The 25,373-nt window shown below is 45.5% G+C and carries 24 protein-coding genes; 2 read left to right on the top strand and 22 right to left on the bottom strand.

The features are described 5' to 3' along the window. Positions 1-273: 273 nt before the first annotated feature. Entirely contained in the window at positions 274-2,850 is a 2,577-nt protein-coding gene (gene secA, locus I4V84_RS16930) for a preprotein translocase subunit SecA (RefSeq protein WP_195478463.1), read from the bottom strand. Positions 2,851-3,087: 237 nt separating this feature from the next. Between secA and I4V84_RS16925 the strand changes: the two genes are divergently transcribed. Next, positions 3,088-3,708 carry a 4'-phosphopantetheinyl transferase superfamily protein gene (locus I4V84_RS16925; protein WP_195993021.1) on the top strand — a complete coding sequence of 207 codons (621 nt, stop codon included), beginning with the start codon at positions 3,088-3,090 and terminating at the stop codon, positions 3,706-3,708. A gap of 216 nt (positions 3,709-3,924) precedes the next feature. Here the strand turns inward: I4V84_RS16925 and raiA are convergent, their stop codons facing one another. The 11 genes from raiA to I4V84_RS16870 all read right to left on the bottom strand — a co-directional run bounded on the left by raiA (position 3,925) and on the right by I4V84_RS16870 (position 13,346). Further along, positions 3,925-4,452: a ribosome-associated translation inhibitor RaiA gene (raiA, locus tag I4V84_RS16920; protein ID WP_118582188.1), complete on the bottom strand. Its 528-nt coding sequence runs from the start codon at positions 4,450-4,452 to the stop codon at positions 3,925-3,927. A gap of 94 nt (positions 4,453-4,546) precedes the next feature. Then, entirely contained in the window at positions 4,547-5,317 is a 771-nt protein-coding gene (hisA, locus tag I4V84_RS16915; protein ID WP_195993020.1) for a phosphoribosylformimino-5-aminoimidazole carboxamide ribotide isomerase, read from the bottom strand. Between the two features lie 145 nt (positions 5,318-5,462). Continuing rightward, positions 5,463-5,909 (bottom strand): hypothetical protein, encoded by a 447-nt coding sequence (locus tag I4V84_RS16910; RefSeq protein WP_118582182.1) that lies wholly within the window; start codon positions 5,907-5,909, stop codon positions 5,463-5,465. A gap of 205 nt (positions 5,910-6,114) precedes the next feature. Beyond that, positions 6,115-7,818 carry an amidohydrolase family protein gene (locus tag I4V84_RS16905; protein WP_173735277.1) on the bottom strand — a complete coding sequence of 568 codons (1,704 nt, stop codon included), beginning with the start codon at positions 7,816-7,818 and terminating at the stop codon, positions 6,115-6,117. Between the two features lie 6 nt (positions 7,819-7,824). After that, the gene (locus I4V84_RS16900) at positions 7,825-8,565 is read right to left on the bottom strand and encodes an amino acid ABC transporter ATP-binding protein (protein WP_179962565.1); all 741 of its coding nucleotides are present in this window, start codon (positions 8,563-8,565) and stop codon (positions 7,825-7,827) included. Continuing rightward, a complete protein-coding gene (locus tag I4V84_RS16895) occupies positions 8,566-9,216 on the bottom strand; it encodes an amino acid ABC transporter permease (RefSeq protein WP_173735278.1) in 651 nt (216 codons plus the stop codon). It lies immediately after the preceding gene. A 153-nt stretch (positions 9,217-9,369) separates the two neighbouring features. Then, positions 9,370-9,774 carry a transporter substrate-binding domain-containing protein gene (locus I4V84_RS16890; RefSeq protein ID WP_195993022.1) on the bottom strand — a complete coding sequence of 135 codons (405 nt, stop codon included), beginning with the start codon at positions 9,772-9,774 and terminating at the stop codon, positions 9,370-9,372. A 322-nt stretch (positions 9,775-10,096) separates the two neighbouring features. After that, complete coding sequence (dapB, locus tag I4V84_RS16885) at positions 10,097-10,855, bottom strand: 4-hydroxy-tetrahydrodipicolinate reductase (protein WP_148461017.1); 759 nt, start codon at positions 10,853-10,855, stop codon at positions 10,097-10,099. Between the two features lie 173 nt (positions 10,856-11,028). Continuing rightward, on the bottom strand, positions 11,029-11,922 hold the full coding sequence (gene dapA / locus I4V84_RS16880; RefSeq protein ID WP_118582161.1) for a 4-hydroxy-tetrahydrodipicolinate synthase: 894 nt from the start codon (positions 11,920-11,922) through the stop codon (positions 11,029-11,031). A gap of 24 nt (positions 11,923-11,946) precedes the next feature. Beyond that, positions 11,947-12,450 (bottom strand): cob(I)yrinic acid a,c-diamide adenosyltransferase, encoded by a 504-nt coding sequence (locus I4V84_RS16875; protein ID WP_173716858.1) that lies wholly within the window; start codon positions 12,448-12,450, stop codon positions 11,947-11,949. A gap of 272 nt (positions 12,451-12,722) precedes the next feature. After that, complete coding sequence (locus I4V84_RS16870; protein ID WP_118582155.1) at positions 12,723-13,346, bottom strand: single-stranded DNA-binding protein; 624 nt, start codon at positions 13,344-13,346, stop codon at positions 12,723-12,725. 275 nt (positions 13,347-13,621) lie between these two features. Here I4V84_RS16870 and typA point away from each other — a divergent pair, with 275 nt between their 5' ends. Then, a complete protein-coding gene (gene typA / locus I4V84_RS16865; protein WP_118582152.1) occupies positions 13,622-15,457 on the top strand; it encodes a translational GTPase TypA in 1,836 nt (611 codons plus the stop codon). A gap of 75 nt (positions 15,458-15,532) precedes the next feature. Here typA and I4V84_RS16860 read toward each other — a convergent pair whose 3' ends face one another. The 10 genes from I4V84_RS16860 to atpE form a co-directional block, all read right to left on the bottom strand. Continuing rightward, a complete protein-coding gene (locus I4V84_RS16860; protein ID WP_173770106.1) occupies positions 15,533-16,243 on the bottom strand; it encodes a glycosyltransferase family 2 protein in 711 nt (236 codons plus the stop codon). A 129-nt stretch (positions 16,244-16,372) separates the two neighbouring features. Then, positions 16,373-17,566, bottom strand: coding sequence for a pyridoxal phosphate-dependent aminotransferase (locus I4V84_RS16855; protein WP_195993019.1), 1,194 nt, complete (start codon positions 17,564-17,566; stop codon positions 16,373-16,375). A gap of 45 nt (positions 17,567-17,611) precedes the next feature. Next, complete coding sequence (locus tag I4V84_RS16850) at positions 17,612-19,078, bottom strand: sodium-dependent transporter (RefSeq protein WP_195993018.1); 1,467 nt, start codon at positions 19,076-19,078, stop codon at positions 17,612-17,614. Between the two features lie 340 nt (positions 19,079-19,418). Next, positions 19,419-19,820: an ATP synthase F1 subunit epsilon gene (gene atpC, locus I4V84_RS16845; protein WP_148461014.1), complete on the bottom strand. Its 402-nt coding sequence runs from the start codon at positions 19,818-19,820 to the stop codon at positions 19,419-19,421. Positions 19,821-19,832: 12 nt separating this feature from the next. After that, positions 19,833-21,236 (bottom strand): F0F1 ATP synthase subunit beta, encoded by a 1,404-nt coding sequence (gene atpD / locus I4V84_RS16840; protein WP_148461013.1) that lies wholly within the window; start codon positions 21,234-21,236, stop codon positions 19,833-19,835. Between the two features lie 222 nt (positions 21,237-21,458). Further along, complete coding sequence (atpG, locus tag I4V84_RS16835; RefSeq protein WP_118582134.1) at positions 21,459-22,313, bottom strand: ATP synthase F1 subunit gamma; 855 nt, start codon at positions 22,311-22,313, stop codon at positions 21,459-21,461. 22 nt (positions 22,314-22,335) lie between these two features. Beyond that, the gene (gene atpA / locus I4V84_RS16830) at positions 22,336-23,865 is read right to left on the bottom strand and encodes a F0F1 ATP synthase subunit alpha (protein WP_118582131.1); all 1,530 of its coding nucleotides are present in this window, start codon (positions 23,863-23,865) and stop codon (positions 22,336-22,338) included. Positions 23,866-23,880: 15 nt separating this feature from the next. Continuing rightward, positions 23,881-24,420, bottom strand: a complete 540-nt coding sequence (gene atpH, locus I4V84_RS16825) for an ATP synthase F1 subunit delta (RefSeq protein WP_118582128.1) — start codon at positions 24,418-24,420, stop codon at positions 23,881-23,883. After that, positions 24,417-24,920, bottom strand: a complete 504-nt coding sequence (gene atpF / locus I4V84_RS16820) for a F0F1 ATP synthase subunit B (protein ID WP_195380086.1) — start codon at positions 24,918-24,920, stop codon at positions 24,417-24,419. The genes atpH and atpF overlap by 4 nt, the downstream gene beginning before the upstream one ends. Positions 24,921-25,063: 143 nt before the next feature. Then, the gene (gene atpE, locus I4V84_RS16815; protein WP_179962564.1) at positions 25,064-25,342 is read right to left on the bottom strand and encodes an ATP synthase F0 subunit C; all 279 of its coding nucleotides are present in this window, start codon (positions 25,340-25,342) and stop codon (positions 25,064-25,066) included. Positions 25,343-25,373: the final 31 nt, after the last annotated feature.

Raw genomic sequence — 25,373 nt, 5'->3', positions numbered from 1 at the left:
CCAGCGATTTTGCAATGTATATTCGCAAGCCGCGCATTTCAGGAGCGGTTTTAGTGGAGGCGAGATCCATGACTTACGGAGACTTAGGCGCGAAGGCTTTCCTGAGCGTCTTAGTCGTAGTTAGTCATTAGCTTGCCGGAACGTTGCGACGCGCGGCGGTGAATATACATTGTGAAATCGCGTCCGGGATAACGACCAACACATTAAATAGCAAAAGAGCGAATTTTCAAGACCTCGCGCCTCTGGAAATTCGCTCTCTATAATCACTCTGATTTAAACATTAGCAGTCTTTCTGCCGCAGCACTGTTTGTACTTCTTACCGCTTCCGCAAGGACACGGATCATTCGGATAAACCTTAATTTCTTTTCTCTGAACCGGCTTACGAACACTGGAATCATCCTTGTTAGTACCAGTAACCTTAGCCACCTGCTCACGCTCGATTTTCTGCTCCACATGAACATGATACAGCATTCTGACGGTGTCCTCCTGAATGGAAGTGATCATGCTGTTAAACATATCAAATGCGGCCATCTTGTACTCAACAACCGGATCTCTCTGTCCATAAGCAGTCAGACCGATACCCTGGCGGAGAATCTCCATGTCATCAATGTGATCCATCCACTTGCTGTCAATGCTCTTCAGAAGGATAACGCGCTCAAGCTCACGCAGCTGCTCTGGCTCCGGGAATTCGGACTCCTTCGCCTCGTAAAGCTTCACAGCCTCCTCCTTGATCAGATGCTTCATCTCATTCTTTTTCTTACCCTTAACCTTCTCAGCTGTAAGCGGCTCGATTGGGATGATCTGACGGAGAACACTGTTGAACTCATTCAGATCCCACTCTTCAGAATCTACATCCTCAGAGAAACACATATCTACTGCATTATCTACAATATCTGTAATCATCTTGTAGATGGCATCGCGCATGTTCTCGCCATCCAGCACCTGGCGGCGCTCTTTGTAGATGATCTCACGCTGCTCATTGTTAACCTGGTCGTAATCAAGAAGATTCTTACGAATACCGAAGTTGTTAAACTCGATTTTCTCCTGTGCCTTCTCGATGGCGTTGGAAAGCATCTTATGCTCAATCTGCTCATTCTCAGCTACACCAAGAGATGTGAACACCTTCATCAGACGCTCAGATCCGAACAGACGCATCAGATCGTCCTCAAGAGAAATATAGAAACGGGATTCTCCTGGATCTCCCTGACGTCCGGAACGTCCACGCAGCTGGTTATCAATACGTCTGGACTCATGACGCTCTGTACCGATAATCTTCAGACCGCCGGCTGCTCTTGATACATCGTCAAGCTTAATATCCGTACCACGACCTGCCATATTGGTTGCGATGGTAACGGCACCGGCCTGACCAGCCTGTGCTACGATCTCAGCCTCAAGCTCATGGAACTTGGCATTCAATACATTGTGCGGGATTCCCTCTCTCTTCAGCATACGGCTAATGAGCTCAGAAGTCTCAATGGTAATAGTACCAACCAGTACAGGCTGCTGCTTCTCATGAGCTTCCTTTACAGACTGGACAACTGCATTGAATTTCTCTTTCTTGGTCATATATACGGCATCGTCTAAATCCTTACGCTGAACCGGCTTATTGGTCGGGATCTCAACAACGTCCATAGCATAGATATCACGGAACTCTTTCTCCTCAGTAAGGGCAGTACCGGTCATACCGCCTTTCTTATCGTATTTGTTAAAGAAGTTCTGGAAGGTGATGGTTGCAAGAGTTTTGCTCTCGCGTTTTACCTTAACATGCTCTTTTGCCTCGATTGCCTGGTGGAGACCATCCGAATAACGACGGCCCGGCATGATACGTCCGGTAAACTCATCAACAATCATAACCTCGTCATCTTTTACAACGTAATCCTGGTCACGGTGCATCAGATTATGAGCACGAAGTGCAAGGATGATATTGTGCTGGATCTCAAGGTTCTCCGGATCTGCAAGATTCTCAATACTGAAGAATTTCTCAACCTTCTTCACACCCTGCTCGGTAAGGTTGACAATCTTATCCTTCTCATTTACAACAAAGTCACCGGTCTCGATAACTTCCTCACCCATGATAGCTGCCATCTTGGTCATCTCATGGCTGGCTTCTCCACGCTCCAGCTGCTGTGCAAGGATATCGCAAACCTCATACAGCTTGGTGGACTTGCCGCTCTGACCGGAAATGATCAGAGGAGTACGAGCCTCATCGATTAAAATGGAGTCGACCTCGTCGATGATACAGTAGTGAAGGTCACGCTGTACCAGCTGCTCCTTGTAGATAACCATGTTATCACGAAGATAGTCAAATCCAAGTTCGTTATTTGTAACATAAGTAATATCACAGTTATATGCCTCGCGGCGTTCTTCCGGCTTCATGTCGTTCAGAACTACGCCTACAGTCAGCCCAAGGAATCTGTGAACCTGTCCCATCTCGTCGGCATCACGTTTCGCCAGGTAATCATTGACTGTGACAACGTGAACACCTTTGCCCTCCAGGGCATTCAGATAGGAAGGCAATGTAGCTACAAGGGTCTTACCTTCACCAGTTTTCATCTCGGCGATACGGCCCTGATGAAGTACGATTCCACCGATGAGCTGTACTTCGAAATGCTCCATTCCAAGTACTCGCTTGGCAGCCTCACGGACGGTAGCAAATGCCTCTGGTAAAAGATCATCCAGGGTAGCTCCCTCTTCCAGGCGTTTCTTAAACTCTCTTGTCTTACCACGAAGTTCTTCGTCGGTTAATTTCTGCATTTCGGGACGCAGATCCTCGATTTTCTTAACGAGAGGCATGATACGCTTAACCTCTCGCTGGCTGCGGGTTCCGAAAACTTTTGAAAACATGTTCATTTAGCTTTTATACTCCTGTCTATCTTTTTAGATGCTATATTGTGTAATATAACTGATTTCATTTCATTTAAAATTATTTATTTTGTTTAACATACCAGTCTATTTTAACACTTTTTGTCATGGAAAACAATAAATATTTGATGAACAAAATATGTCTCCCATATGATATATTAAAGTAAAATGAATTTATACCCCAAATCAGCCTCAAATTATTTTATGTTTTAGGAGAATTTTTATATGATTTATCTTTTTCAGGAACTGGACTTAATTTCAAACGAATTGCTTCACCAGATGATTTTCTCATTGCCTGTTGCACGCAGGGAATATGTTCAGCATTTTAAATTGCCGGAAGACCAGAAGCGTTCTGCCCTGGCCTGGCTGCTTTTGCGTTATGGACTTAAACAGGAATATGGTTTCCGGGAAATCCCGGATTTCCAGAAAACCTCTTCTGGGAAACCATTTTTCCGTGGGGAAAATATGCCGTTTTTTAATCTCAGCCACAGCGGAAATTTCGTAGGCTGTGCCTTGCATGACAGGGAAATTGGTCTGGATATCCAGAAGCTCACCGAGCCCCGGGAATCTCTTATCCGAAGAGTCTGCACTCAGGAGGAGCTTATTTCCCTAAAGTCCCCCCAGGATTTCTGCCGGATCTGGGCTATGAAGGAAAGCGCCGTCAAACTTACCGGAGAAGGGATCACCGGAAATTTCCGGGAGATTCTCACTCTGCATCCGGATATGCACACCCATACCATCCCATTAGAAAATGGAACCGGATTTCTGGCCTACAGTATTTATGACGAAAGCGAGCTCCCTGTCCGCGTACTATCCGCCAGGGAGCTTGCTGAAGAATTACTTTAAAATTCAAATTTTTATCACTTTTTCATCAGGGAACGGATCATCCAGAAATCTGGTCACATGATACTGATCCGTTTCTGCCAGATGAAGCTACAGCAGTGCCAGACCAATTCCAGCTGCTCCGTCAAAGCAAAAAAACAAGGGCATGTGAAAAAACTTTCGTTTTTTCACACGCCCTTCCTATTCACCTGTTTTATTTTTCAAACGGATATATCTCTATTAATCCTCCGGCTCGATCAGTCCGTAGGTATTCCCCTTACGCTTGTAAACTACATTCACCTGATCAGTCTCTGCATTGCAGAATACGAAGAAATTATGTCCAAGAAGTTCCATCTGGACACATGCATCTTCTGGATACATAGGCTTGATATCGAATTTCTTGGTACGAATGATCTTAACCTCTTCGTCCTCTTCATAATCCTTGTCCAGATATGCTTTCTGGAAGTTGGCAGCTGACTGCTGCTTATCTACGATCTTGTTCTTGTATTTCCTGAGCTGACGTTCAATTACTTCCTCTACAAGGTCGATTGATACATACATATCGTTGCTGACCTGCTCGGAACGGATGATGTTGCCCTTAACCGGGATCGTCACCTCGATTTTCTGTCTTTCTTTTTCTACACTAAGAGTTACGACAACTTCAGTGTCAGGAGTGAAATACCTTTCCAGTTTACCGAGCTTATCCTCTACTGCTGTACGAAGCCCGTCTGTCACTGTGATGTTCTTTCCGCTGATAATGAATTTCATGCTTCCATCCCCTTTGCTGTTTGATGGGTATATTATAACACATTACTCTAAAAATTAACATCATTTTCTGAAAAAATTACGAATTTTTTCACATTTATAAATTACCTATCAATTTTTCAAATGGTATGGTGCCGCCGAACAGATCCAGGGCACTTCCTACTGTCACATCCAGTTTTCCTCCTGCTGCCTGTTTCAGGAGCTGGATATCCTCCACGCTTCCAACACCGCCGGCGTAGGTCACAGGATGGCCTTCGTATTTTCCCAGAAGCTTCGCCAGGGAAACTTCTATACCTTTTGCCTTGCCCTCCACATCCACTGCATGGATGAGAAATTCATCGCAATAGGCACCCAGCTTTTCCATCAGTTCCAGAGTTACCTCCTCCTCTGTAAATTTCTGCCAGCGGTCTGTGACTACATAGTATGCATCCTCTTTTTTACGACAGCTGAGATCAAGGACAAGGTGTTCTTTTCCGGCTGCATCTACCATCTTCTCCAGATTTTTCCAGGAAATATGGCCATCACGGAACACATAGGAGGTGACGATCACATGACTGGCTCCAGCAGCAAGATAATCTGCCGCATTGTCCGGGTTTACACCGCCTCCGATCTGAAGACCTCCTGGATAAGCGCCAAGGGCCAGCATGGCCTGGGCTTTTGTAGCCTGGAAGTATTCAGAATCCGCACTGTTCAGAAGGATAATATGTCCTCCCTTCAGACCTTTTTCTTTATATAAGGAAGCATAAAAAGCTGCATCCTGCTCTGACACAAAATTCTCCTGTGCCTGGTTTCCCGCATCCTTCAAGCTTCCTCCTACGATCTGCTTTACCTTTCCATTATGTATATCTATGCATGGACGAAATTTCATGATGATCCTCCTTTTCTTGCATTGCAATTAAGTTGTAGCTATCCTGTATTTTGCTCACAAATTTATTGAAATCATATCACAAAAAGGCGTTGAATGAAACACCTCTCTTCATTCAACACCTTTTCATTTTACCTCTATTTTTTTATTATCTTCCATTCGCTGCATTATCCACAGCATCTCCAACATCTTCTACAGCGTTGCCCACACCTTCACCAACATCACGGACACCATCAGCTACTCCATCACCTAATTCTTCCACACCTTCTCCGAGAGCACCGGAAACGGAATTGTTATTGTCTGTCACATTATCACCGGGAACATCTGCATCTCCGGCAGTGCCTGCATCATCTGGTACTGCGGTATCAGCAGTTCCAGCTCCGTCTGCACCATTATTTACGCTGTCGCCCGCGTCATCCACCATGTTTTCATCCTCTGCAGTTCCATTCTCCACGTTATCCTTATCAATGGCGTCCTCATTTGCATTATTTTGAACCTCATCCGCTGCATTGTTATTGTCATTTCCACAGGCTGTAAGCATACATAATGTAAATACCAGCAAAGTACCTATGAGCATTCGTTTCATTTTTTTCATCTCATCTGTCTCCTTTTCTTATTTTCAGCTGAAAACACGTTACTGTCCACTTTCGCGAAAATGACCGTTCCGCCTGGCGGAACTCAGCCTGCGAACAGTAAACATTGCTGTATGCTCCTAATATGTACAGATGAGAAAGAAACTATTCTGGAAGAAATTTACATTTAAAAAATCCATCAATCCGGACATTTCCATTCTTCACTTATCACTGTTGTTTCCGCACGATCCTGCCGCTTTTGGAATTTCTCCACACGTCATGGGCTACCGCAATCTCTCCGCCCACCAGCACATAATCAAATCCTGTACAATACTGGTTTGGATTCTGGAAATCTGCATGAACGCTTAACTGGTCCAGATGAAATACATTGATATCTGCGGGCATTCCTTTTTCCAGGGTACCCAGAGGGAGACCCAGCACCTGCGCCGGTTTTGCTGTCATCTTATATACAGCATCTTCTATGGAAAAAATCTTTTTATCACGCACGTAAGCAGTAAGAAGCTTCGGAAAAGCCCCGTAAACTCTGGGATGATATTTGCCCCCTGCGGGATAGATCGCATCTGAGATCAGATTTGCCCGGCTGTCTTTCAAAAAATACAGCATGTCCTCCTCTGAGGCAATGGTATCCAGCATGGTAACCTGGCAGCGCTCTTCCAGGAGAATGTCATACAGGGTATCATAAGGATCCTGTCCAAACTGCTCTGCGATCTTCGCAATAGACTGTCCTGCAAAGCTGCCGAATTTCTCCGTATGTAAAGTGCTGGCATAGATCATATCAAAGCCAGCCAGCTCCACAATGTTCTCAAAAATATCGGAAGGCTGCTTCAGCACCTTCGTAATCTCCTTCCTGCAAAACGGATCTGCCAGCCTTGCGCAGATTGCATCGGTACCGCCCTCCTGAAACTGTGGGGGAAGAAGATGTACCAGCTGGGTGGAACCAGTCAGATAGGGATACAGGTCAAAATCCACCTTCACGCCCCGCTCTGCCGCCTGGTCAAACAGCTTCAGGATTTTCACCGGAGTCCCGCCCCAGTTTTTCCGCCCGATACACTTCATATGGCTTACATGCAAGGGAATCTGCAGCTCTTCCGCCACGGAAATCACTTCCTGCAGAGCCAGCAGGATTCCATCTCCTTCATTTCGGATATGGGTGGTAATGGGAATGTCCGTCCCCTTCAAGGGCTGCAGTGCTTCCACAAGCCCATCTCTGTCATATTCAAATTCCGGGGCATAGGCAATTCCAAGGCTGATTCCAAGCGCTCCTGCTGACAGAGCTTCCTCCACAGCCTTCCACACCTGATGTAATTCTTCCTTGGAAAGCTTCCCGGAAGCATAGCCTTTTACACTGGCGCGGATGGTTCCATTTCCTGCAAGCATTCCAGTGTTGACGCTGCGCTTTTCTTTTCCAAGAGCTGACATGTAGGCGGACATGGTTGACATAATTCTAAGAGCAGCTATCTCGATTTCTTTCTCTGAAATTCCGCAAGACTCCTCTTTCTTTTTTGAGAAAAGTACACCTTCGGTATCATCTGTATTTTCATCTTTTCCCCAACGAAAATCCCCAGTCACACTGCTGAGAAATCTGGCAATCTCTTTCCCAAATTTCTCCCCAGCCGGAGCCACCGAAAGCCCACAGTTTCCATTCACCACCGTCGTCAGTCCCTGCCGGTTCAAAAGCTCATCATCCCCGTTTCCAAAGGCCTGCCAGTCTCCGTGTCTGTGAATGTCAAGGAAGCCGGGGGTTATATAACCACCGGCCGCATTCAGAACACGCTCTTTTGGAAAATCGGCTGGAATCTCCACATGAGTTCCCACTTCCGCAATTTTCCCATTTTCTATTACAAGATCTCCATGAAATGGCTTTTCCTTTTTCCCATTTACGATCCAGCCATCTTTGATTATGTAGTCCATCCCGAATTACCTTTCCTCAACTTTCCTGATAAACTGACGAATACGATCATTCTTCGGATGCTCAAAAAACTCTTCCGGAGGCGCATCCTCCACGATCACGCCATCTTCCATAAACAAAATCCGATCCGCTACTTCTCTGGCAAAATTCATCTCATGGGTGACGATAACCATGGATACTCCTTCTGCTGCTACTTTACGGATAACACTTAAAACCTCTCCAACCAGCTCTGGATCCAGTGCGCTTGTAGGCTCATCAAAAAGGATCACTTCCGGATTCATGGCCATTGCTCTTGCGATCGCAACCCTCTGCTGCTGGCCGCCGGAAAGATTCTTAGCCATTGCCTCTTCCCTGCCTTCCAGCCCAACCATTTTCAGCAAATCTTTTGCCTTTACAATTGCCTCCTGTTTGGGGACTTTTTTCACATGAACCGGTGCCTCGATCACATTCTGCAGCACACTCATATGGGTAAAAACGTTAAATCTCTGGAAAACCATTCCAATATGCTGCCGCAGCTCATGCAGTGCCTGACCGGAATTCACAGGTTTTCCCATATAATCGATTTCGCCGCTGTCGTAGGTTTCCAGCTGGTTGATACACCGGAGAATTGTGGATTTACCAGAACCGCTGGGACCAAGGATTGCAATCTTTTCCCCTTTATGTATGTCAAAACCGATTTCCTTCAGCACCTGAAGATCCCCAAAGCTTTTGCTGATATTTTTTACACTTAAAATAACATCTTCTGCCATTTATGCCATCCTCCTTTCCAAAACTCCTGCAATCTGGGTAAATATAGTTGTCAGGATCAGATATAATACCGCAACAGCTATGTACGGCTCAAAATAATGGAAAGAATTATAAGCGATCAAGGTTCCCTCTCTTGTCAGCTCTGTCAAAGTGATGGCGGACAAAATAGAAGTATTTTTGATGGTGGCAATAAACTGGTTTACAAGAGGAAGAATGCAGATCTTGGTTGCCTGTGGTGCCACAATTCGAAGCATTTCCAGATGCCAGGGCATTCCAAGTGCTTTGGCTGCTTCTCTCTGCCCCGGGTCAATAGCATGGATACCGGAACGGACAATTTCTGCAATGTATGCGCCTGTATTTAAAGACATGGAAAGCACACCTGCTGTCATAGCGCTGAAAGTAATGCCCAGGTTTGGCAAACCGAAATAGATCAGAAATGCCTGCACCATCAGCGGGGTTCCTCTCCAGATCCAGATGTACATCTGTGCCAGTCTGGATACCACTTTTATGTGGCTGTCTCTCATCAACGCAAGCACAACACCCAGAATCGTACCAAAAATAAGTGTGAGAACCGATATTTCCATCGTCACTGCGCATCCCTGGAGCAGTGATGTCATTTTATCAAATACAAGTGACCATTTCAATGTTACCATACTATTTCCCCTGTGGCCAGTAATTATAGCCGGTTTATCCTTTCTTCCTTACTCTTCCGGTATTACTGGTCACGGAGTGACCAGTAACGCGCTTTCTGCATAGAAACATATCTGTGTTTTATTGTAACTGTTCAGTCCTTTCACTATTATGCTTTATTCAGCGGTTTTCGCATCTTCTGCTGCAGCTGCTTCTTCTCCCTCGCCGGAAGCATCGATCCATTTTGTCCAGAGTGTATCATAAGTGCCGTCTGCATAATACTCGTCAATACATTCATTGATAAATGCAAGCAGATCATCTTTTCCCTTCTGTACGGCGATGGCGTTCTCTGCATGGGTAAATGGATCACACACGATCTTGGCACCTTCATATTCCTGGGAAAGAATCTTCTGGTTCAGAAGATCGTTTACCACAACATCCACACGGCCTGCCAAAAGGTCAGATACGCATCCTACTGTATCCTTGTACTGAACAATCTCATAGGAAACATCCGGATTCTCATCCAGGAAGCTCTGCGCTACGTTATAAGAAGTTGCGCCCTCTTTTACTGCAACCTTCAGACCATCGCAGTTATGCTATCCCGATTTCCAGCTTTACTAACGCAAAAAGGACCGCCCTGTGGCAGCCCTTTCTGCATGGCAGAAATGCGATATTGCATTTCTCTCTTATGAAGTTTCGGTACGTTATGGAAACAAGTGCAAAAATGCTTTATCAGCAAATACTCTGACCTGCCATACCATAAACGCAAAAAACGGAGCAAACTCTCTAAGTAGTTTGCTCCGTTGCAACTTATGATGGAATTATAGCAAACACATTGCTATCTGTAAATCCATAAATTCAACAATTATTTTGTATGCATTTTACAATTTTTGTATATTTCTGTTAACCTTCGATCACGTTGCTCATATCATATCTTCCAGCTGGTTTTCCGGCAAGATATTTCGCTGCTTCTACAGCACCCTTGCCAAATACAGCCTTAGAATATGCTGTGTGCTTAAATTCGATCACTTCATCCGGTCCGGCAAAAATCACTTCATGCTCGCCAACAATAGAGCCTCCGCGAACTGCGGAAATACCGATCTCCTTAGCGTCACGTTTCTCTCTTCTCTGGCTGCGGTCATATACGTAATGATACTGGTTGTCCATTGCCTCGTTCAGACTATCTGCAAGGGCAAGAGCTGTTCCGCTTGGTGCATCCACTTTCAGGTTATGGTGCTTCTCTACAATCTCCATGTCAAAACCAGCTGCTGCCAAAACCTTAGCTGCATCCTGAACCAGTTTCAAAAGAGTATTGATTCCAAGGGACATGTTGGCAGATTTCAGAACGGCGATCTTTTTTGCACTCTCTTCTACTCTTGCAAGCTGCTCTTCACTTAAACCTGTGGTGCAAAGAACTACCGGCATATTTTTCTTCTCGCAGTAGTCCATCAGCTTATCAAAAGCCTTCGGGGAGGAAAAATCGATAACAGCATCTGCTTCCACCTGGCAATCGTCAATGTTTGTAAATACCGGATAGCTGTTTTTCCCCTGGTCTGCAATGTCGATTCCTGCTACGATCTGGGCATTTGCATCCTTCTCAACAATATTGGAAATAACCTGTCCCATATGACCGTTACATCCGTGCATGATAATTTTAACCATTTTATTTTTTCCTTTCTTACTGTAAATTAACGAGCTTGTAAAAATTATTTCAACAATATACGCGCTCTGTTTTTCTCTGCTTACATATTACAAAGAAATCCCGTCAGCCGCTGTCAGACAATATGCTGCCGCACACCAGAGCTGACAGGCTCTGTCCGGGATTTCAACATTATTTATGCAAGCTTAATTCCGTAATCAGCAAGAGCTTTTTTCAGTCTCTCCTCATTCTCCGGCTCCATCTCACAAAGAGGCATACGGGTCGGTCCCACTTTCCAGCCCATCAGGTTCAGGGCAGTCTTAACCGGAATCGGGTTTACCTCGCAGAACAGTGCATTGATAAGCGGAACAGCCTCAAGCTGAAGTCTGGCAGCACCAGCAAGGTCTCCCTCCATAAATTTCATAACCATGTCATGTGTATTCTTCGGAGCAACATTGGATAAAACAGAGATTACTCCAAGTCCGCCAAGGGAAAGGATCGGAAGTACCTGGTCATCATTTCCGGAATAGAGCTCAAGAGCTCCGTCAGCCATGGACATCATCTTGGCAATCTGGGAAAGATCTCCGCTTGCAGCCTTGATTCCCACAATGTTCTTCACATTCTTCGCAAGAGCAACTGCTGTAGCAGGCTGGATATTGCAGCCTGTACGACTTGGCACATTATACATGATGATCGGAGTTTCCGGTACAGAATTGGCAATCTCTGTATAATGACGGATAAGACCCTTCTGGCTTGCCTTGTTGTAATATGGAGTCACAATCAGAAGTGCATCAGCGCCATAAGAAGCAGCTTCCTGAGACATCATAACTGCAGTCTCTGTGCAATTAGAACCGGTACCTGCAATAACAGGAACTCTTCCAGCTACCTTGTCAATTGCAAATTTGATGGTCTGGAGATGTTCTCCATGTGTCAATGTAGAAGACTCGCCTGTAGTGCCACAGATAACGATTGCATCTGTGCTGTTCGCAATCTGATATTCCAGAAGTTCTTCCAGTTTCTCATAATTTACCTTTCCATCTTCATGCATCGGGGTTACAATTGCAACGGCTGCACCTTTGAAAATTGCCATATTATTTCCTCCTATTCATCCTTATCATGAGTTCTGCTCTCTTCCAAGAGTGGTAATGGTAGTCACACTGTCCACATAATCCAAAATGCCAGGGTCTACCCGATTTCCCGTAAGTATTAAATGCATGGATTCGTCCTTCTGTTTCAAAAGCCCGACAACCATATCAACAGTAGCAATATGCTTATCCAGAAGTCCCAGAATTTCATCCAGTACCAGGAAATCACATTCCTGTGTAGCAATCACTTTACGGGCAAAATTTAAACCATTGAGAATATTGCGCTCCTCTTCAGCCTGCTCTTCCTCATTCAACTGGTCGTAACAGCTCTCCATCTTTTCGAAGCGGAAGATCTTGATATCCAGCTGATCCAGTTCTTCCAGAAAGTCCAGCTCACGCCGTTCATTTCCTTTCAGGAACTGAATGATGATCACACTTTTGCCCTGAGAAGATGCCCGCAGTGCCTGACCAATTGCCAGTGTGGTCTTACCTCTGCCATTTCCGCAATATACTTCTGTTATTTCTTTTTCCATACTGATTCCTCTTATTGTTAAAAATAATGTTACCGTCTGCCATAGATCAATAACATTCCTCGCAATGCCGTCTCCGCAAATGATACCGTTCATTATATTCCAGATATCGCGCTTTGCAAATAAGAACCGCAAACTGCGCCATTTTTAATATGCTTATATTACCGCAAAACCAGCAGAAATGCAAGCAGAAGAAACTTGGAGAAAAATCGGGCTGGTTGCCTTCCATAAAGTAACTGGCAGACCATGGCGTATTTCCCGCCACTTCGGTTGGTTTACACATACTCCAGCTTGCTCACCGATACCTCATAAGCGATTCTCTTCTGTGTCTCATTTTCCCCGATGCGCTTCATGTATTCCCTGCTTTGGATCCTGCCCCAGATCAGTACATGACCGCCCACTTCAAAGGCTGAAGCATAGCGGGCATTTCGTCCCCAGCAAATACACGGTATGTAATCTGATTTTCCATAAGGTCGGTTCACTGCAAGAAGCAGATCGGCAATCTCTCTTCCCAGCGGTGTTTTCCGGTAAACAGGCGGCTTACAGATATATCCGTCCAGGAAAATCTGGTTTACCGGTGCCAGAGAATCCTCTTCTTCCAGAAATTTTAATTCCCGTGCAAATGCGGAAAGCACCAGCCGGTTGTGTTTTTCTTCATGACGGTTATAGGAACGGAACTGTCCGTGAATTTCCACATACTGTCCCACGTAATCCTGGGTAACGTCCACCAGCCTTTCAGATACCATCACCGGAATCCTGTCTTCAGAATCGCTAAGCCTCTTTACCAGAAGATCCATGGTATAAAATCCTTCTCCGTAAACCTGGTGGCTGAATGTGAAACCTGTAACGATTTTTCCCGTGATGGAAACCTGATTGTTTTCAATAATTTTATCTGCCATGTTGTAGTTCTCCTTCCTTATTTTCACTTTTTCTGCAGACATATAATACTTGTCTTACTTGTTGGTCTATAATATCTATGAGAAAATCACCCTGTTTAGAACCAGAAATTTAAAATATTTTTTTCATAGAAATTCAAAAATTTTTTTTCAACACCTTGTAATTCGCGAAAAATGTGGTAAACTGAGGTTTTGGACAATATAAAGAAGAAACTACATTAATATGGAAAGAAAGAGGCAGAATCCCTCTGCCCGATAAAGAAAGGATTTCGATTTTTATGAAGACGAAACGCGAAGATGTACGTAACGTAGCCATCATTGCCCACGTTGACCATGGTAAAACCACTCTGGTAGACCAGCTTCTGAAACAGAGCGGTGTTTTCCGTGCCAATCAGGAGGTTCAGGAACGTGTCATGGACTCCAACGATATTGAGAGAGAGCGTGGTATCACAATTCTCTCCAAGAACACAGCAGTTCATTACAAAGACACAAAGATCAACATTATCGATACCCCAGGACATGCTGACTTCGGCGGCGAGGTTGAGCGTGTACTGAAAATGGTAGACGGCGTTATCCTTCTGGTTGACGCTTTCGAAGGCGCTATGCCTCAGACCAAATTCGTTCTGAAAAAAGCTCTTGAGCTGGATCTGCACGTAATCGTCTGCATTAATAAGATAGACCGTCCAGAAGCAAGGCCAGACGAGGTTGTTGACGAGGTTCTGGAACTTCTTATGGATCTTGGTGCTTCCGATGAGCAGCTCGACTGCCCATTCCTCTATGCATCTGCAAAAACAGGACACGCTGTTCTGGATCTGAAGGATACACCAGAGAACATGGAGCCGCTGTTTGAGGCTATTCTGAAATACATCCCGGCTCCGGAGGGAGACCCGGATGCAGACACACAGGTACTGATCAGTACCATTGATTATAACGAATATGTTGGACGTATCGGCGTTGGTAAGGTTGAAAGCGGTACTATTGCCGTAAACCAGGAGCTTACTCTTCTGAACCATCACGATCCGGATAAAAAACAGAAGGTTAAGATCAGCAAGCTTTATGAGTTTGACGGTCTGAATAAAGTTGAGGTAAAAGAGGCAACTATCGGATCAATTGTTGCAATTTCCGGTATTGCTGAAATTCATATCGGAGATACCCTTTGCGGCGGAGATAACCCGGAGGCAATTCCATTCCAGAAGATTTCTGAGCCGACTATCGCCATGAACTTCCTGGTAAATGACAGCCCGCTTGCAGGACAGGAGGGTAAATACATCACCTCCCGTCATCTCCGTGACAGACTTTACAGAGAGTTGAACACAGATGTCAGCCTTCGCGTAGAAGACACTGAGACAACTGAGTGCTTTAAGGTTTCCGGACGTGGTGAGCTTCATCTTTCCGTTCTTATTGAGAATATGAGACGTGAGGGATATGAATTTGCAGTCAGCAAGCCAGAGGTACTTTACAAAATTGATGAACGTGGCAAGAAATTAGAGCCAATGGAAATTGCCTACATTGATGTTCCGGAGGAATTTTCCGGTACCGTTATCCAGATGCTCAGCGAGCGTAAGGGTGAACTGCAGGGAATGAGCACTGCAAGCGACGGTTCCGTTCGTCTTGAGTTCCACATTCCTTCCCGTGGACTGATTGGTTTCCGAGGAAATTTCCTTACTTCCACAAAGGGAACTGGTATTATCAATACTATTTTTGATGGCTATTCTCCATATAAGGGAGATTTCCAGTATCGTAAACAGGGTTCCCTGATTGCTTTCGAGGGCGGCGAGGCTGTTACTTATGGTCTGTTTGCAGCTCAGGAGCGTGGAACTTTATTTATCGGACCTGGCGCAAAGGTTTACAGTGGTATGGTTATCGGACAGAATGGCAAGGCAGAGGATATCGAGCTGAATGTCTGCAAGACCAAGCATCTGACCAATACTCGTTCCTCTTCTGCTGATGAGGCACTGAAACTGACTCCGCCAAGAGTTCTCAGTTTGGAGCAGGCTATTGAGTTTATCGATACAGATGAGCTTCTGGAGGTTACTCCAAGCAGCCTTCGTATCCGTAAGAAGATTCTGGATTCCCGTGATCGTAAGAGAGCTTCTATTAAGAAAAATGCGTAAAGGATTATAAGAAAATAGAGCAGATAGATCTTAGGTTGAGTAAGATTTATCTGCTCTTTTTGTATATAGCAAGCTCTAAAGCTCTTTCTTTAGTTTATAGAAGTCCTTCACAGCCTTCCAGCCAATTTTCACAATCTTCTTCACATTAATGGAATTAGTTCCGCCCTGTCTGGGTTTGAAGGTGATGTCTATGAATTGTACTTTTTCTTTGTAGTGGACAAAGTATGTAGTAAACATAATGTTGGGAATGTTGAAGTCTTCCGGGAGTTTGTCGATATATTTGGCTACCAGGCTGGATTTCATCAGGCGGTACGGCGCATTGGCGTCGGAAACTTTTACACCGAAGATCATTCTCAGCAGAAAGCATACAACATTCTCTACAAATTTTCTGGATTTTCCGTCGCCACGTACAGCGCGGCTGCCGATTATTGCATCATACCGGCCCCTCTGGTTCCAAAATGGCTCGAATTCGTCTGGATTGGTCTGACCGTCGGAATCAGTCTGGAAAATATAATCGGCTTTCTGCCGGATGGCATAACGATATCCATAAAGTACTGTAGGACCGTGACCGCCGTTTGGTTTATCCAGTGAGACAAGAAGGGGTCTTGTAGCAGCGCATTTCTGCAGGAGTTCATAGGTGTTGTCTTTACTTCCGTCGTTAATAATCACCAGTCTGGAATTTCCCTCATCGTTATGACGTTCCACTACTGGGTACCACTGGTCAATGGTTTTCTCAATATTCTCCGATTCATTATATGCCGGAATTACGATATATAAACTGGACATAACTTCCTCCCATTTACTGATTTTTCAAACAGGCTTTAAGCTTTAACAGCATATCTTTAACCGTACTTTATATATCATATTGTAACTGTTCAGTACCTTCACTGCTACACATTTTGCGGTACACAGAAATCATGCTTTCAGCCCGAATTCTTCTGCTAATTTTCCAAACTGGGGCAAAGAGTTCATAATCGTGTCATACGATACACAATAAGCCAGTCTTACATATCCAGGGCAGGCAAAGGAGCTTCCCGGCACCATAAGGATATTGTATTTTTTGCCAGCTTCGCAGAAGGCTTTTTCATCTGCAACTGGAGATTTTACAAATAAATAGAACGCTCCCTGTGGCTTGATACATTCAAATCCCAGTTCTTTCAGTCCATTGTAAAGAGCAAGGCGGTTCTTGTCGTAAGCTGCCACATCTACCTCTGCATCTACGCATTTCGCGATTACTTTCTGGATCAAGGATGGAGCATTTACGCAGCCGATAGTACGATTAGCAATGGCTGCTGCTGCGATCAGTTCCTCGCTTCCGTCTGCCTCGTCTGGAATAACCAGATAACCGATACGCTCACCTGGAAGAGAAAGGGATTTGCTGTAGGAATAGCCTACGATTGTATTTGCATAATATTTTGTCAGATAGGGTACCTGTACGCCGTCATAGGCCAGTTCTCTATATGGCTCATCAGAAATCAGGTAAATCACTGTGCCAAATTCTTTCTGCTTCGCTTCCAGAATTGACGCAAGTTTCCTGATTGTTTCTTCTGAATAAACAACTCCAGTCGGATTGTGAGGAGTATTCACAATGACAGCACGGGTCTTCGGTGTGATTTTCTCCTCAAATTCCTTCAGATTCGGCTGGAATGTGGTAGTATCCGGTGAGATTTCCACAAGGTTGCCATCATAATTGCGTACATATGCACCATACTCCAGAAAATAAGGTGCAAAAACGATCACTTCTTCCCCAGGATTCAGGATCGTCTTAAAAGCCACATTCAGTCCACTGGCTGCTCCAACTGTCATGATCAGATTTTTCGCTGCAAAAGAAGTGCCAAATCGACGGTTCAGGGACTCTGCAATTGTCTGACGAACATCTTCGAATCCTGCATTGCTCATATAGCCATGGAGAACTGTCGGCTCTTCCTCATTTACCAGATCAATGATGGCCTGACGAACACAATCCGGTGCGGGTACACTTGGATTTCCAAGGCTGAAATCAAATACATTTTCCGGTCCGTAAATCGCGCGAAGGCGATTGCCTTCCTCGAACATCATACGGATTGCAGAATTGTTTTTTACATATGGTTTCATTTTTTCTGCTATCATTTTATGTCACTCCTCTTTTGCTTATTTCTTATTAAGATTTCTCTATTATTTCGTCTTATTTTTTCCAAATATAATCCATCCTACAAGTCCCAGTACCAGCAGACTCACAAGCATCCACACGGTCAGCACAACCGGTCCCTTCGGGCTGAACATATCATAATATCCTTTCAGATAAATCACAACTACAATCGCCGAAATCACATACAGCATGTATTTCTGTACGTTTGCAGGGAATTTCAGCCCTTCTCCGGTATCCGCCTCTTTAATAAAGCGCTTCCAGCCCCAGCCATATTTGGACACGCAGAACATTACAAATACTACAGAACCCAGTGGAAGAATATTATTGGATACAATGAAATCTTCCAGATCCATGATGTTCGTTCCTGCTCCAAGCGGCTGTATTCCTGACAAAATGTTGAAGCCAAATACTGCCGGCAGAGAAAGAAGGATCATTGCCACCATGTTGACTATAACAGCTTTTCCACGGCTCCAGCCTTTTCTGTCCATTGAATAGGATATAATATTTTCAAAGACCGCAATTACAGTAGACAGGGAGGCAAAGGACATAAACAGGAAAAACAGAGCTCCCCAGATTTTCCCTCCTGTCATCTGGTTAAATACATTAGGCAATGTAATAAATACAAGTCCCGGGCCTGCTCCTGGCTCCACACCAAATGCGAAGCATGCCGGAATAATGATTAATCCTGCCATCAATGCGACAAAGGTATCCAGAATCGTAATATGCAGAGATTCTCCCAGAAGGGATCTATCCTTTCCAAGATAGCTTCCGAAAATCGTCATAGAGCCTGCACCAATACTTAATGTAAAAAATGCCTGCGACAGTGCCCCAAAGATCACATTTCCGATTCCGATCTCGGCCATAGCGGCAAAATCCGGCACCAGGTAAAATTTCACTCCCTCCATCGCTCCGTCAAGCGTAAGCGAATGAACCGCAAGCACTACGATCAGCGCCAGAAGACATATCATCATTACTTTTGTGATTTTCTCCAGGCCACGCTGCACTCCCAAAGAGCACACTCCGAAGGATAAAACAACTACAATGATCATCCATAAAGTCATTGTACCAGCTGAATCCTGAAGTCCTGTAAAATAGTCTGCCACCTGTGCAGAATCTTTCCCGTCCAGTTTGCCGGCTGCCATTGCATAACAGTAGTAAAGCATCCATCCTGCAACCATGGTGTAGAACATCATCAGCACATAGTTGGAAACCATGCTCATGTAGCTGAAATTATGGAAGTTGGCGCCCTCCGGTTCCAGGTCGTGAAATGCCCTTGCCGTGCTTTTACGGCTTGCACGTCCTACTGCGAATTCACATACCAGTACTGGCAATCCCAACAAAACCAGAAATATCAGGTAAATCAGAATAAATGCCGCTCCACCATATTTTCCCGCCATATACGGAAACTTCCACACGTTTCCAAGTCCAATGGCGCATCCTGCAGAGACCAGGATAAATCCCAGCCGTGATCCAAAGGTTTCTCGTTCTTTCAAATCGTCCCCCTTGTTTTCTTTTTCATTTTATAGTGCCTGGCAGCTGCACCTTCCAGGCTTTGTTTTTGTTGGAAAGTAATAAAAAGGACCGGTTATATCCAGCCCTTTTTCATATTTTTCCTGATATCTTATTGTAACGCGCCCACACTTTTATGTCAACGCTTTTATGTGATGGAAATTTGACGTTTTAAAGTCGAAAATAAATCATTGGTGATAATTTACGATTTTTTTCGCAGTAACAGAGACCAATGTATTGGTGTCCGCAAACTTTTATACATAAAAAGAACAGTCTCACCTTAAACACCATTTTCCAGGCAAAACTGTCCTCTTTCATTATTCCTTAACTTTTCACACTAAGTCTCACCAGCGCCCTCTGCAGCTTGGCTTCTACGATCTTGTATTCCTTATCGGAAAGTCCACCCTGGGCCAGCTTTTCCTGGGCACGCTCTTTGGCTTTTCCAGCGCGGTCGGCGTCGATGTCCTCCTGCCATTCCCAGGTGGTTGCAAGAAGACTGCAATTGCCATCCATTACGGTGAGCATGCCGCCGATGCAGGCTGCACTGCGGCTGGTGCCATTCTCCAGTATCACATGGGCCTCGCCCATTCCAAGAGCGGTACAGAAGTTGCAGTGTCCTGCCAGGATTGCCAGGTCACCGGTAATGCTGCGGCACACAATGCGCTGCACCTCTCCCTCAAAAAGCAGGCCGTCGGGGGTACCGATTCTAAGGGGAAATGTCCTCATAGGCAGCCTCCTTTACTGATTCTGGTTATTTTTTGCTTTCTCAAATACATCGTCAATAGTTCCGGCAAACAGGAAGCAGCTCTCTGGAATACTGTCGCACTCGCCATCCAGGATCATCTTAAATCCACGGAGAGTCTCTTTCAGCGGAACGTACTGTCCCGGCATACCTGTAAACTGCTCTGCAACAGAGAAGCTCTGTGACAGGAATCGCTGCACCTTACGCGCGCGGCTTACTGTCAGCTTATCCTCTTCTGAAAGCTCATCCATACCCATAATTGCAATAATATCCTGCAGTTCTTTATAACGCTGCAGAACTCTCTGTACTGCACGTGCAATCTCATAATGCTCCTGTCCAACTACCTCCGGGGAAAGGATACGGCTGGTGGAATCAAGCGGATCCACTGCCGGATAAATACCCTGGCTGGCGATCTCACGGGAAAGTACGGTGGTCGCATCCAGATGGGTAAATGTGGTAGCCGGAGCCGGATCTGTAAGGTCATCGGCAGGTACATAAACAGCCTGTACAGATGTGATGGACCCCTTTCTGGTAGAAGTAATACGTTCCTGAAGAGCACCCATCTCAGTAGCCAGAGTTGGCTGATAACCTACAGCGGAAGGCATACGTCCAAGAAGTGCGGAAACCTCTGAACCAGCCTGTGTAAAACGGAAAATATTATCAATGAAAAGAAGCACGTCCTGATTCTTCACATCACGGAAATACTCTGCCATAGTCAGTCCGGAAAGACCAACTCGCATACGTGCTCCCGGCGGCTCGTTCATCTGACCATAAACCAGTGCAGTCTTGTCGATAACGCCGCTTTCCTTCATTTCATTGTAAAGGTCATTACCCTCACGGGTACGCTCTCCAACACCTGTAAATACGGAAAGTCCGCCGTGTGCTGTGGCAACATTGTGGATCAGCTCCATAATAAGAACTGTTTTGCCAACACCAGCACCTCCGAACAGACCGATCTTACCACCTTTTGCATAAGGGCAGATCAGGTCAACAACCTTGATACCGGTCTCCAGGATCTCAGTTGCCGGCATCTGCTCCTCATAGGATGGTGCCGGACGGTGGATTGCCCAGTGCTCTTTCGTCTCTGGTGCCGGAAGATTATCTACCGGATCACCAAGAAGATTAAATACTCGTCCAAGGCACTCTTCTCCAACTGGAACCTTGATGGGTTCACCAGTATCTACAGCCTTGGTTCCTCTTACCAGACCATCGGTGGAATTCATGGCGATACAGCGTACCGTATTATCCCCGATCTGCTGAGCAACCTCTGCTGTGAGCTTTGTGCCTTCATGATCAATTTCGATGGCATTGAGAAGTGCCGGCAGCTCGTCATGCCCGAACCGGATATCCAGTACCGGACCGATTACCTGCACCACCTCGCCAATGTGTTTTTCGCTCATTTAGCAATCTCCTTATAGATTGAAGGGTAAAATCCTTCATAATCATCATTATTTCTGTGACTGACCATCCGAAAAATCCATATAGTGATATTTCGTTATATTTTTCACTATATCTTATTTTTTGTCCAGCCAGCACGCGGATGAATATTCTATAAACGCAAAATATCAACTAATATTGTAAGTACTGTCTCTTTCATGGCAGCAATATATTTTGCACCTATCCTATACTCCCTCCGCACCTCCAACAATCTCTGTGATCTCCTGCGTGATGCTTGCCTGACGTGCCCGGTTGTAATGCAGATTCAGCTTCTCGATCATTTCCTCGGCATTGTTGGTCGCAGCCTCCATGGCGGTACGTCTTGCAGCCAGCTCACTGGCAACACTCTCACAAACCGCGCCATAGATCAAACCGGCCAGATACTCCGGAACAATGGCATCAAATACTTCCGACGCATCCGGCTCATACAGAATCAGATTCCGGATGCTCTTTGTATCCTGTTTATCTGTCAGGTCCTTCAGAGGCAGCACCGGAATCGCTGATGGCTGCTGGGAAAGCATGGAAACAAACTTTGTATAACAAAGATCAATGTGTCCAAATTCTCCCTTCTTAAATTCCCCGCAGAGCAGATTCGCCATCTCAAAGCAGTCTGCAACAGAAACATCGGCAATTTCGCCAAAGCTTTCTGTAACACAGGCAAATCCATTTCGCTTCGAATACTCCACAGCCTTTTTCCCAATGGGAAGAACCAGGAAATCCTGATTCACAGAGGCTGCTTCCAGACATTTAAACAAGTTGGTGTTATATCCGCCAGCCAGACCACGGTCTCCGGCGATCAGTACATAGCAGCACTTCTCATTCCCGGATTCTCTGGCATATACAGAAGAAAAATCTGTATTCCCCTGTGCAATATCCACCAGAGTCTGATGCATAGTCTCAAAATAAGGCCGGCAGACTTCCGCCCTTTCTTTTGCTTTACGCAGTTTGGAGGATGCTACAAGTTCCATTGCCTTGGTAATCTGCATGGTGCTCTGCACACTTTTTATCCGCAGCTTTACCGCTTTCATGTTTGCAGCCATAAAAAGTCCTCCTTGTCACAATTTATTTCTCAGGTCTTGTATTTACAAAATTCTCAGTATACTGTTCCAATGCGCCCTTCAGCTTCTCTTCTGTCTCCGCAGATAATGCACCTGTGGAACGGATTTCCTGCATTGCAGCAGCACCCTGTGCATCACTGTCAATCCAGGTATAAAGACCAGCTTCATAGGTTCTTACATCCTCTGTAGCAACCCTGGAAAGGATTCCCTTGGTTACTGCATAAAGGATAGCTACCTGCTTCTCAACTGGAACCGGCGCATTCTGGTTCTGCTTCAGAACCTCCACAATACGGGCTCCCTGCTCCAGTCTGGCCTTGGTATCTGCATCCAGATCAGATCCAAACTGAGCAAAGCTCTGCAGCTCTCGATACTGGGAATAAATCAGCTTCAAAGTACCGGCAACCTTCTTCATTGCCTTGATCTGTGCATTTCCACCAACTCGTGATACGGAAATACCAGGGTTTACAGCCGGCATAACACCGGAATGGAACAGCTCTGTCTCCAGGAAAATCTGTCCGTCTGTGATGGAAATAACGTTAGTGGGAATATATGCGGAAACGTCTCCTGCCTGTGTCTCGATGATCGGAAGTGCAGTCAGGGAACCGCCGCCGTGTGCCTCATCCAGTCTTGCGGCACGCTCCAGAAGTCTGGAATGGAGATAGAAAACATCTCCAGGATATGCCTCACGTCCCGGTGGACGACGGATCAGCAGGGAAAGTGCACGATAAGCAACCGCATGCTTACTTAAATCATCGTAAATGATAAGTACATCTTTTCCCTTATACATAAAATATTCACCCATTGCACATCCGGAATACGGTGCAATGTATTGCAGCGGGCTGGCTTCTGAAGCAGTAGCCGCTACAACGATGGTATAATCCATAGCGCCATTTCTTGTAAGAGTCTCAACCAGGGAAGATACGGTGGAACGCTTCTGACCAATTGCAACATAGATACAGATCACGTCCTTCCCCTTCTGATTGATAATAGTATCTGCTGCCAGAGTGGTCTTACCAGTCTGACGGTCACCGATGATCAGCTCACGCTGACCTCTTCCAATGGGAACCATGGAGTCAATTGCCTTAATACCGGTCTGCAGAGGCTGGTTAACGCCCTGTCTCTCGCAGATACCTGGTGCCGGGCTCTCAATCGCCCTGTATTCACTTGTCACTACAGGTCCTGCACCGTCAATAGGCTGTCCAAGGGCATTTACAACTCGCCCGATCATAGCCTCACCAACCGGAACGGATACCACCTTTCCGGTGCGCTTTACGGTCTGACCTTCGCCAATACCGGAATCATCCCCAAATAAAACGATAGAAACACTGTTTTCTTCCAGGTTCTGTGCCATTCCGAAGCTTCCGTCCTCAAACTCAAGAAGCTCTCCTGCCATACAGTTGATAAGACCGCTGGCTCTTGCAATACCATCACCAACCATAAGAACCGTACCGGTCTCATTCTGTTTGATAGCGTTATCGTAGTATTTGATCTGACTGCGGATGACTTTTGAAATTTCTTCAGGTTTAAGCTGCATTTTCTCTATCCATCCTTATACTATAAGCTCGTTTAATTTCCTGGAAAGATCATCCAGACGGCTCTTTACTGTACCGTCCAGCTGTCTGCCCTCCAGTTCCACTTTAAGACCTGCAAGCACTGTAGGATCTGTCTTCTGGGTCAGGGTAACGGTCTTACCGCTTATCTTCTCCAGCTTGTCCTTAAGCGCTGCCATCTGCTCATCTGTCAGTGCAACCGCGCTGGTCACCACTGCAGTGGCAATGTTATGGTCCACATTGTACCGCCGTGTAAATTCCTCACAGCATCCGGAATACTCTCCCAGGATTCCGCGCTCACACAGCAGTTTCAGAAAATTCACCAGATACCGTTCTGCTTCTGTTCCAAATGCAGTATCAAGAAGTTTTGTCCTCTCTTCCTTCGGGATTGAAGGCTCTGACAACAATTTCACATAATCGGGATTCTCCCGGAAAAGCTGCCGGATTGTCTGCATCTGCTCCAGCACAGTGTCGGTAAGCTGTTCTTCAGCAGCAAGATCATACATGCTGCTGCCATATAATCTGGCAATCTGCGTCATGATGCCTCACCTACATTCGAAATAAACTCGTCGATCAGTTTCGCGTGATCCTCTTCTTTGATCTCACGCTCGATCACCTTGCCGGCAATCTCCATTGCCATGCCGCCGATCTCATTCTTCACTTCATTGACAGCTTTGCGTTTCTCCTGTGCAATGTCGCTCTCAGCCTTCTCTTTCATAGCACGGGCTTCCTGGGCTGCACTTTTCAGGATCTCCTCACTCTGGAGGGAAGCTGTCCTCTGTGCCTCTGTGACAATATCGCTGGCCTTTGCTTTGGCCTGCTGCATATTCTGTTCATACTCTGTCTTCATGGCAAGAGCTTCTTCCTTCGCCTTTGTAGCATCCTGGATTTCGGCATCTGCCATTGATCTTCTCTTCTGAAGCATTTCATTGACAGGCTTAAACAAAAATCTTTTTATCAGATACATTTGAAGAAAAAGATTGCAGATCTGTGCGATAAACGTCCACGGCACAATTCCTACAAGTTCCTGTACCTGCATGTTCTAACCTCCTGTTGTAACTGCCACCATTCATACCTTTCCAGTAGCTTACCAGTATAGAAACCAGCTGCTTTGGTGCCGCCTCTATGGAGCTTCCATAACCGCGGTCTGTGAATGGTAACGCCTGTGATACTTGTCCTTAATTATCCAAGGAACTTCATGAAGGTACCAGGTGCAACAAAGATCAGAAGCAGACCGGTTACGAAACCGTAAATACCTGTAGTCTCTGCGATCGCACAACCAAGAAGCATGGTAGAGGTTACATCACCTTTACACTCTGGCTGACGTCCGATTGCTTCCAGAGCTTTTGCAACTGCGTTACCTTCTCCAATACCAGGTCCGATACCTGCGATCAGTGCAAGACCAGCACCAATTGCACAACCAGCCAGTGCGATACCTTTTGCCAATACTGTAAAATCCATAATCAAATCCTCCTGTTATTTATGATTTCTC

Origin of the sequence: Ruminococcus sp. 1001713B170207_170306_F1, assembly GCF_015668065.1 — a bacterium.
Lineage (GTDB): Bacteria > Bacillota > Clostridia > Lachnospirales > Lachnospiraceae > Blautia_A > Blautia_A faecis.
The sequence above is the reverse complement of the archived record's forward strand: the minus strand, read 5'-3'. Positions and strand labels throughout refer to the sequence as shown.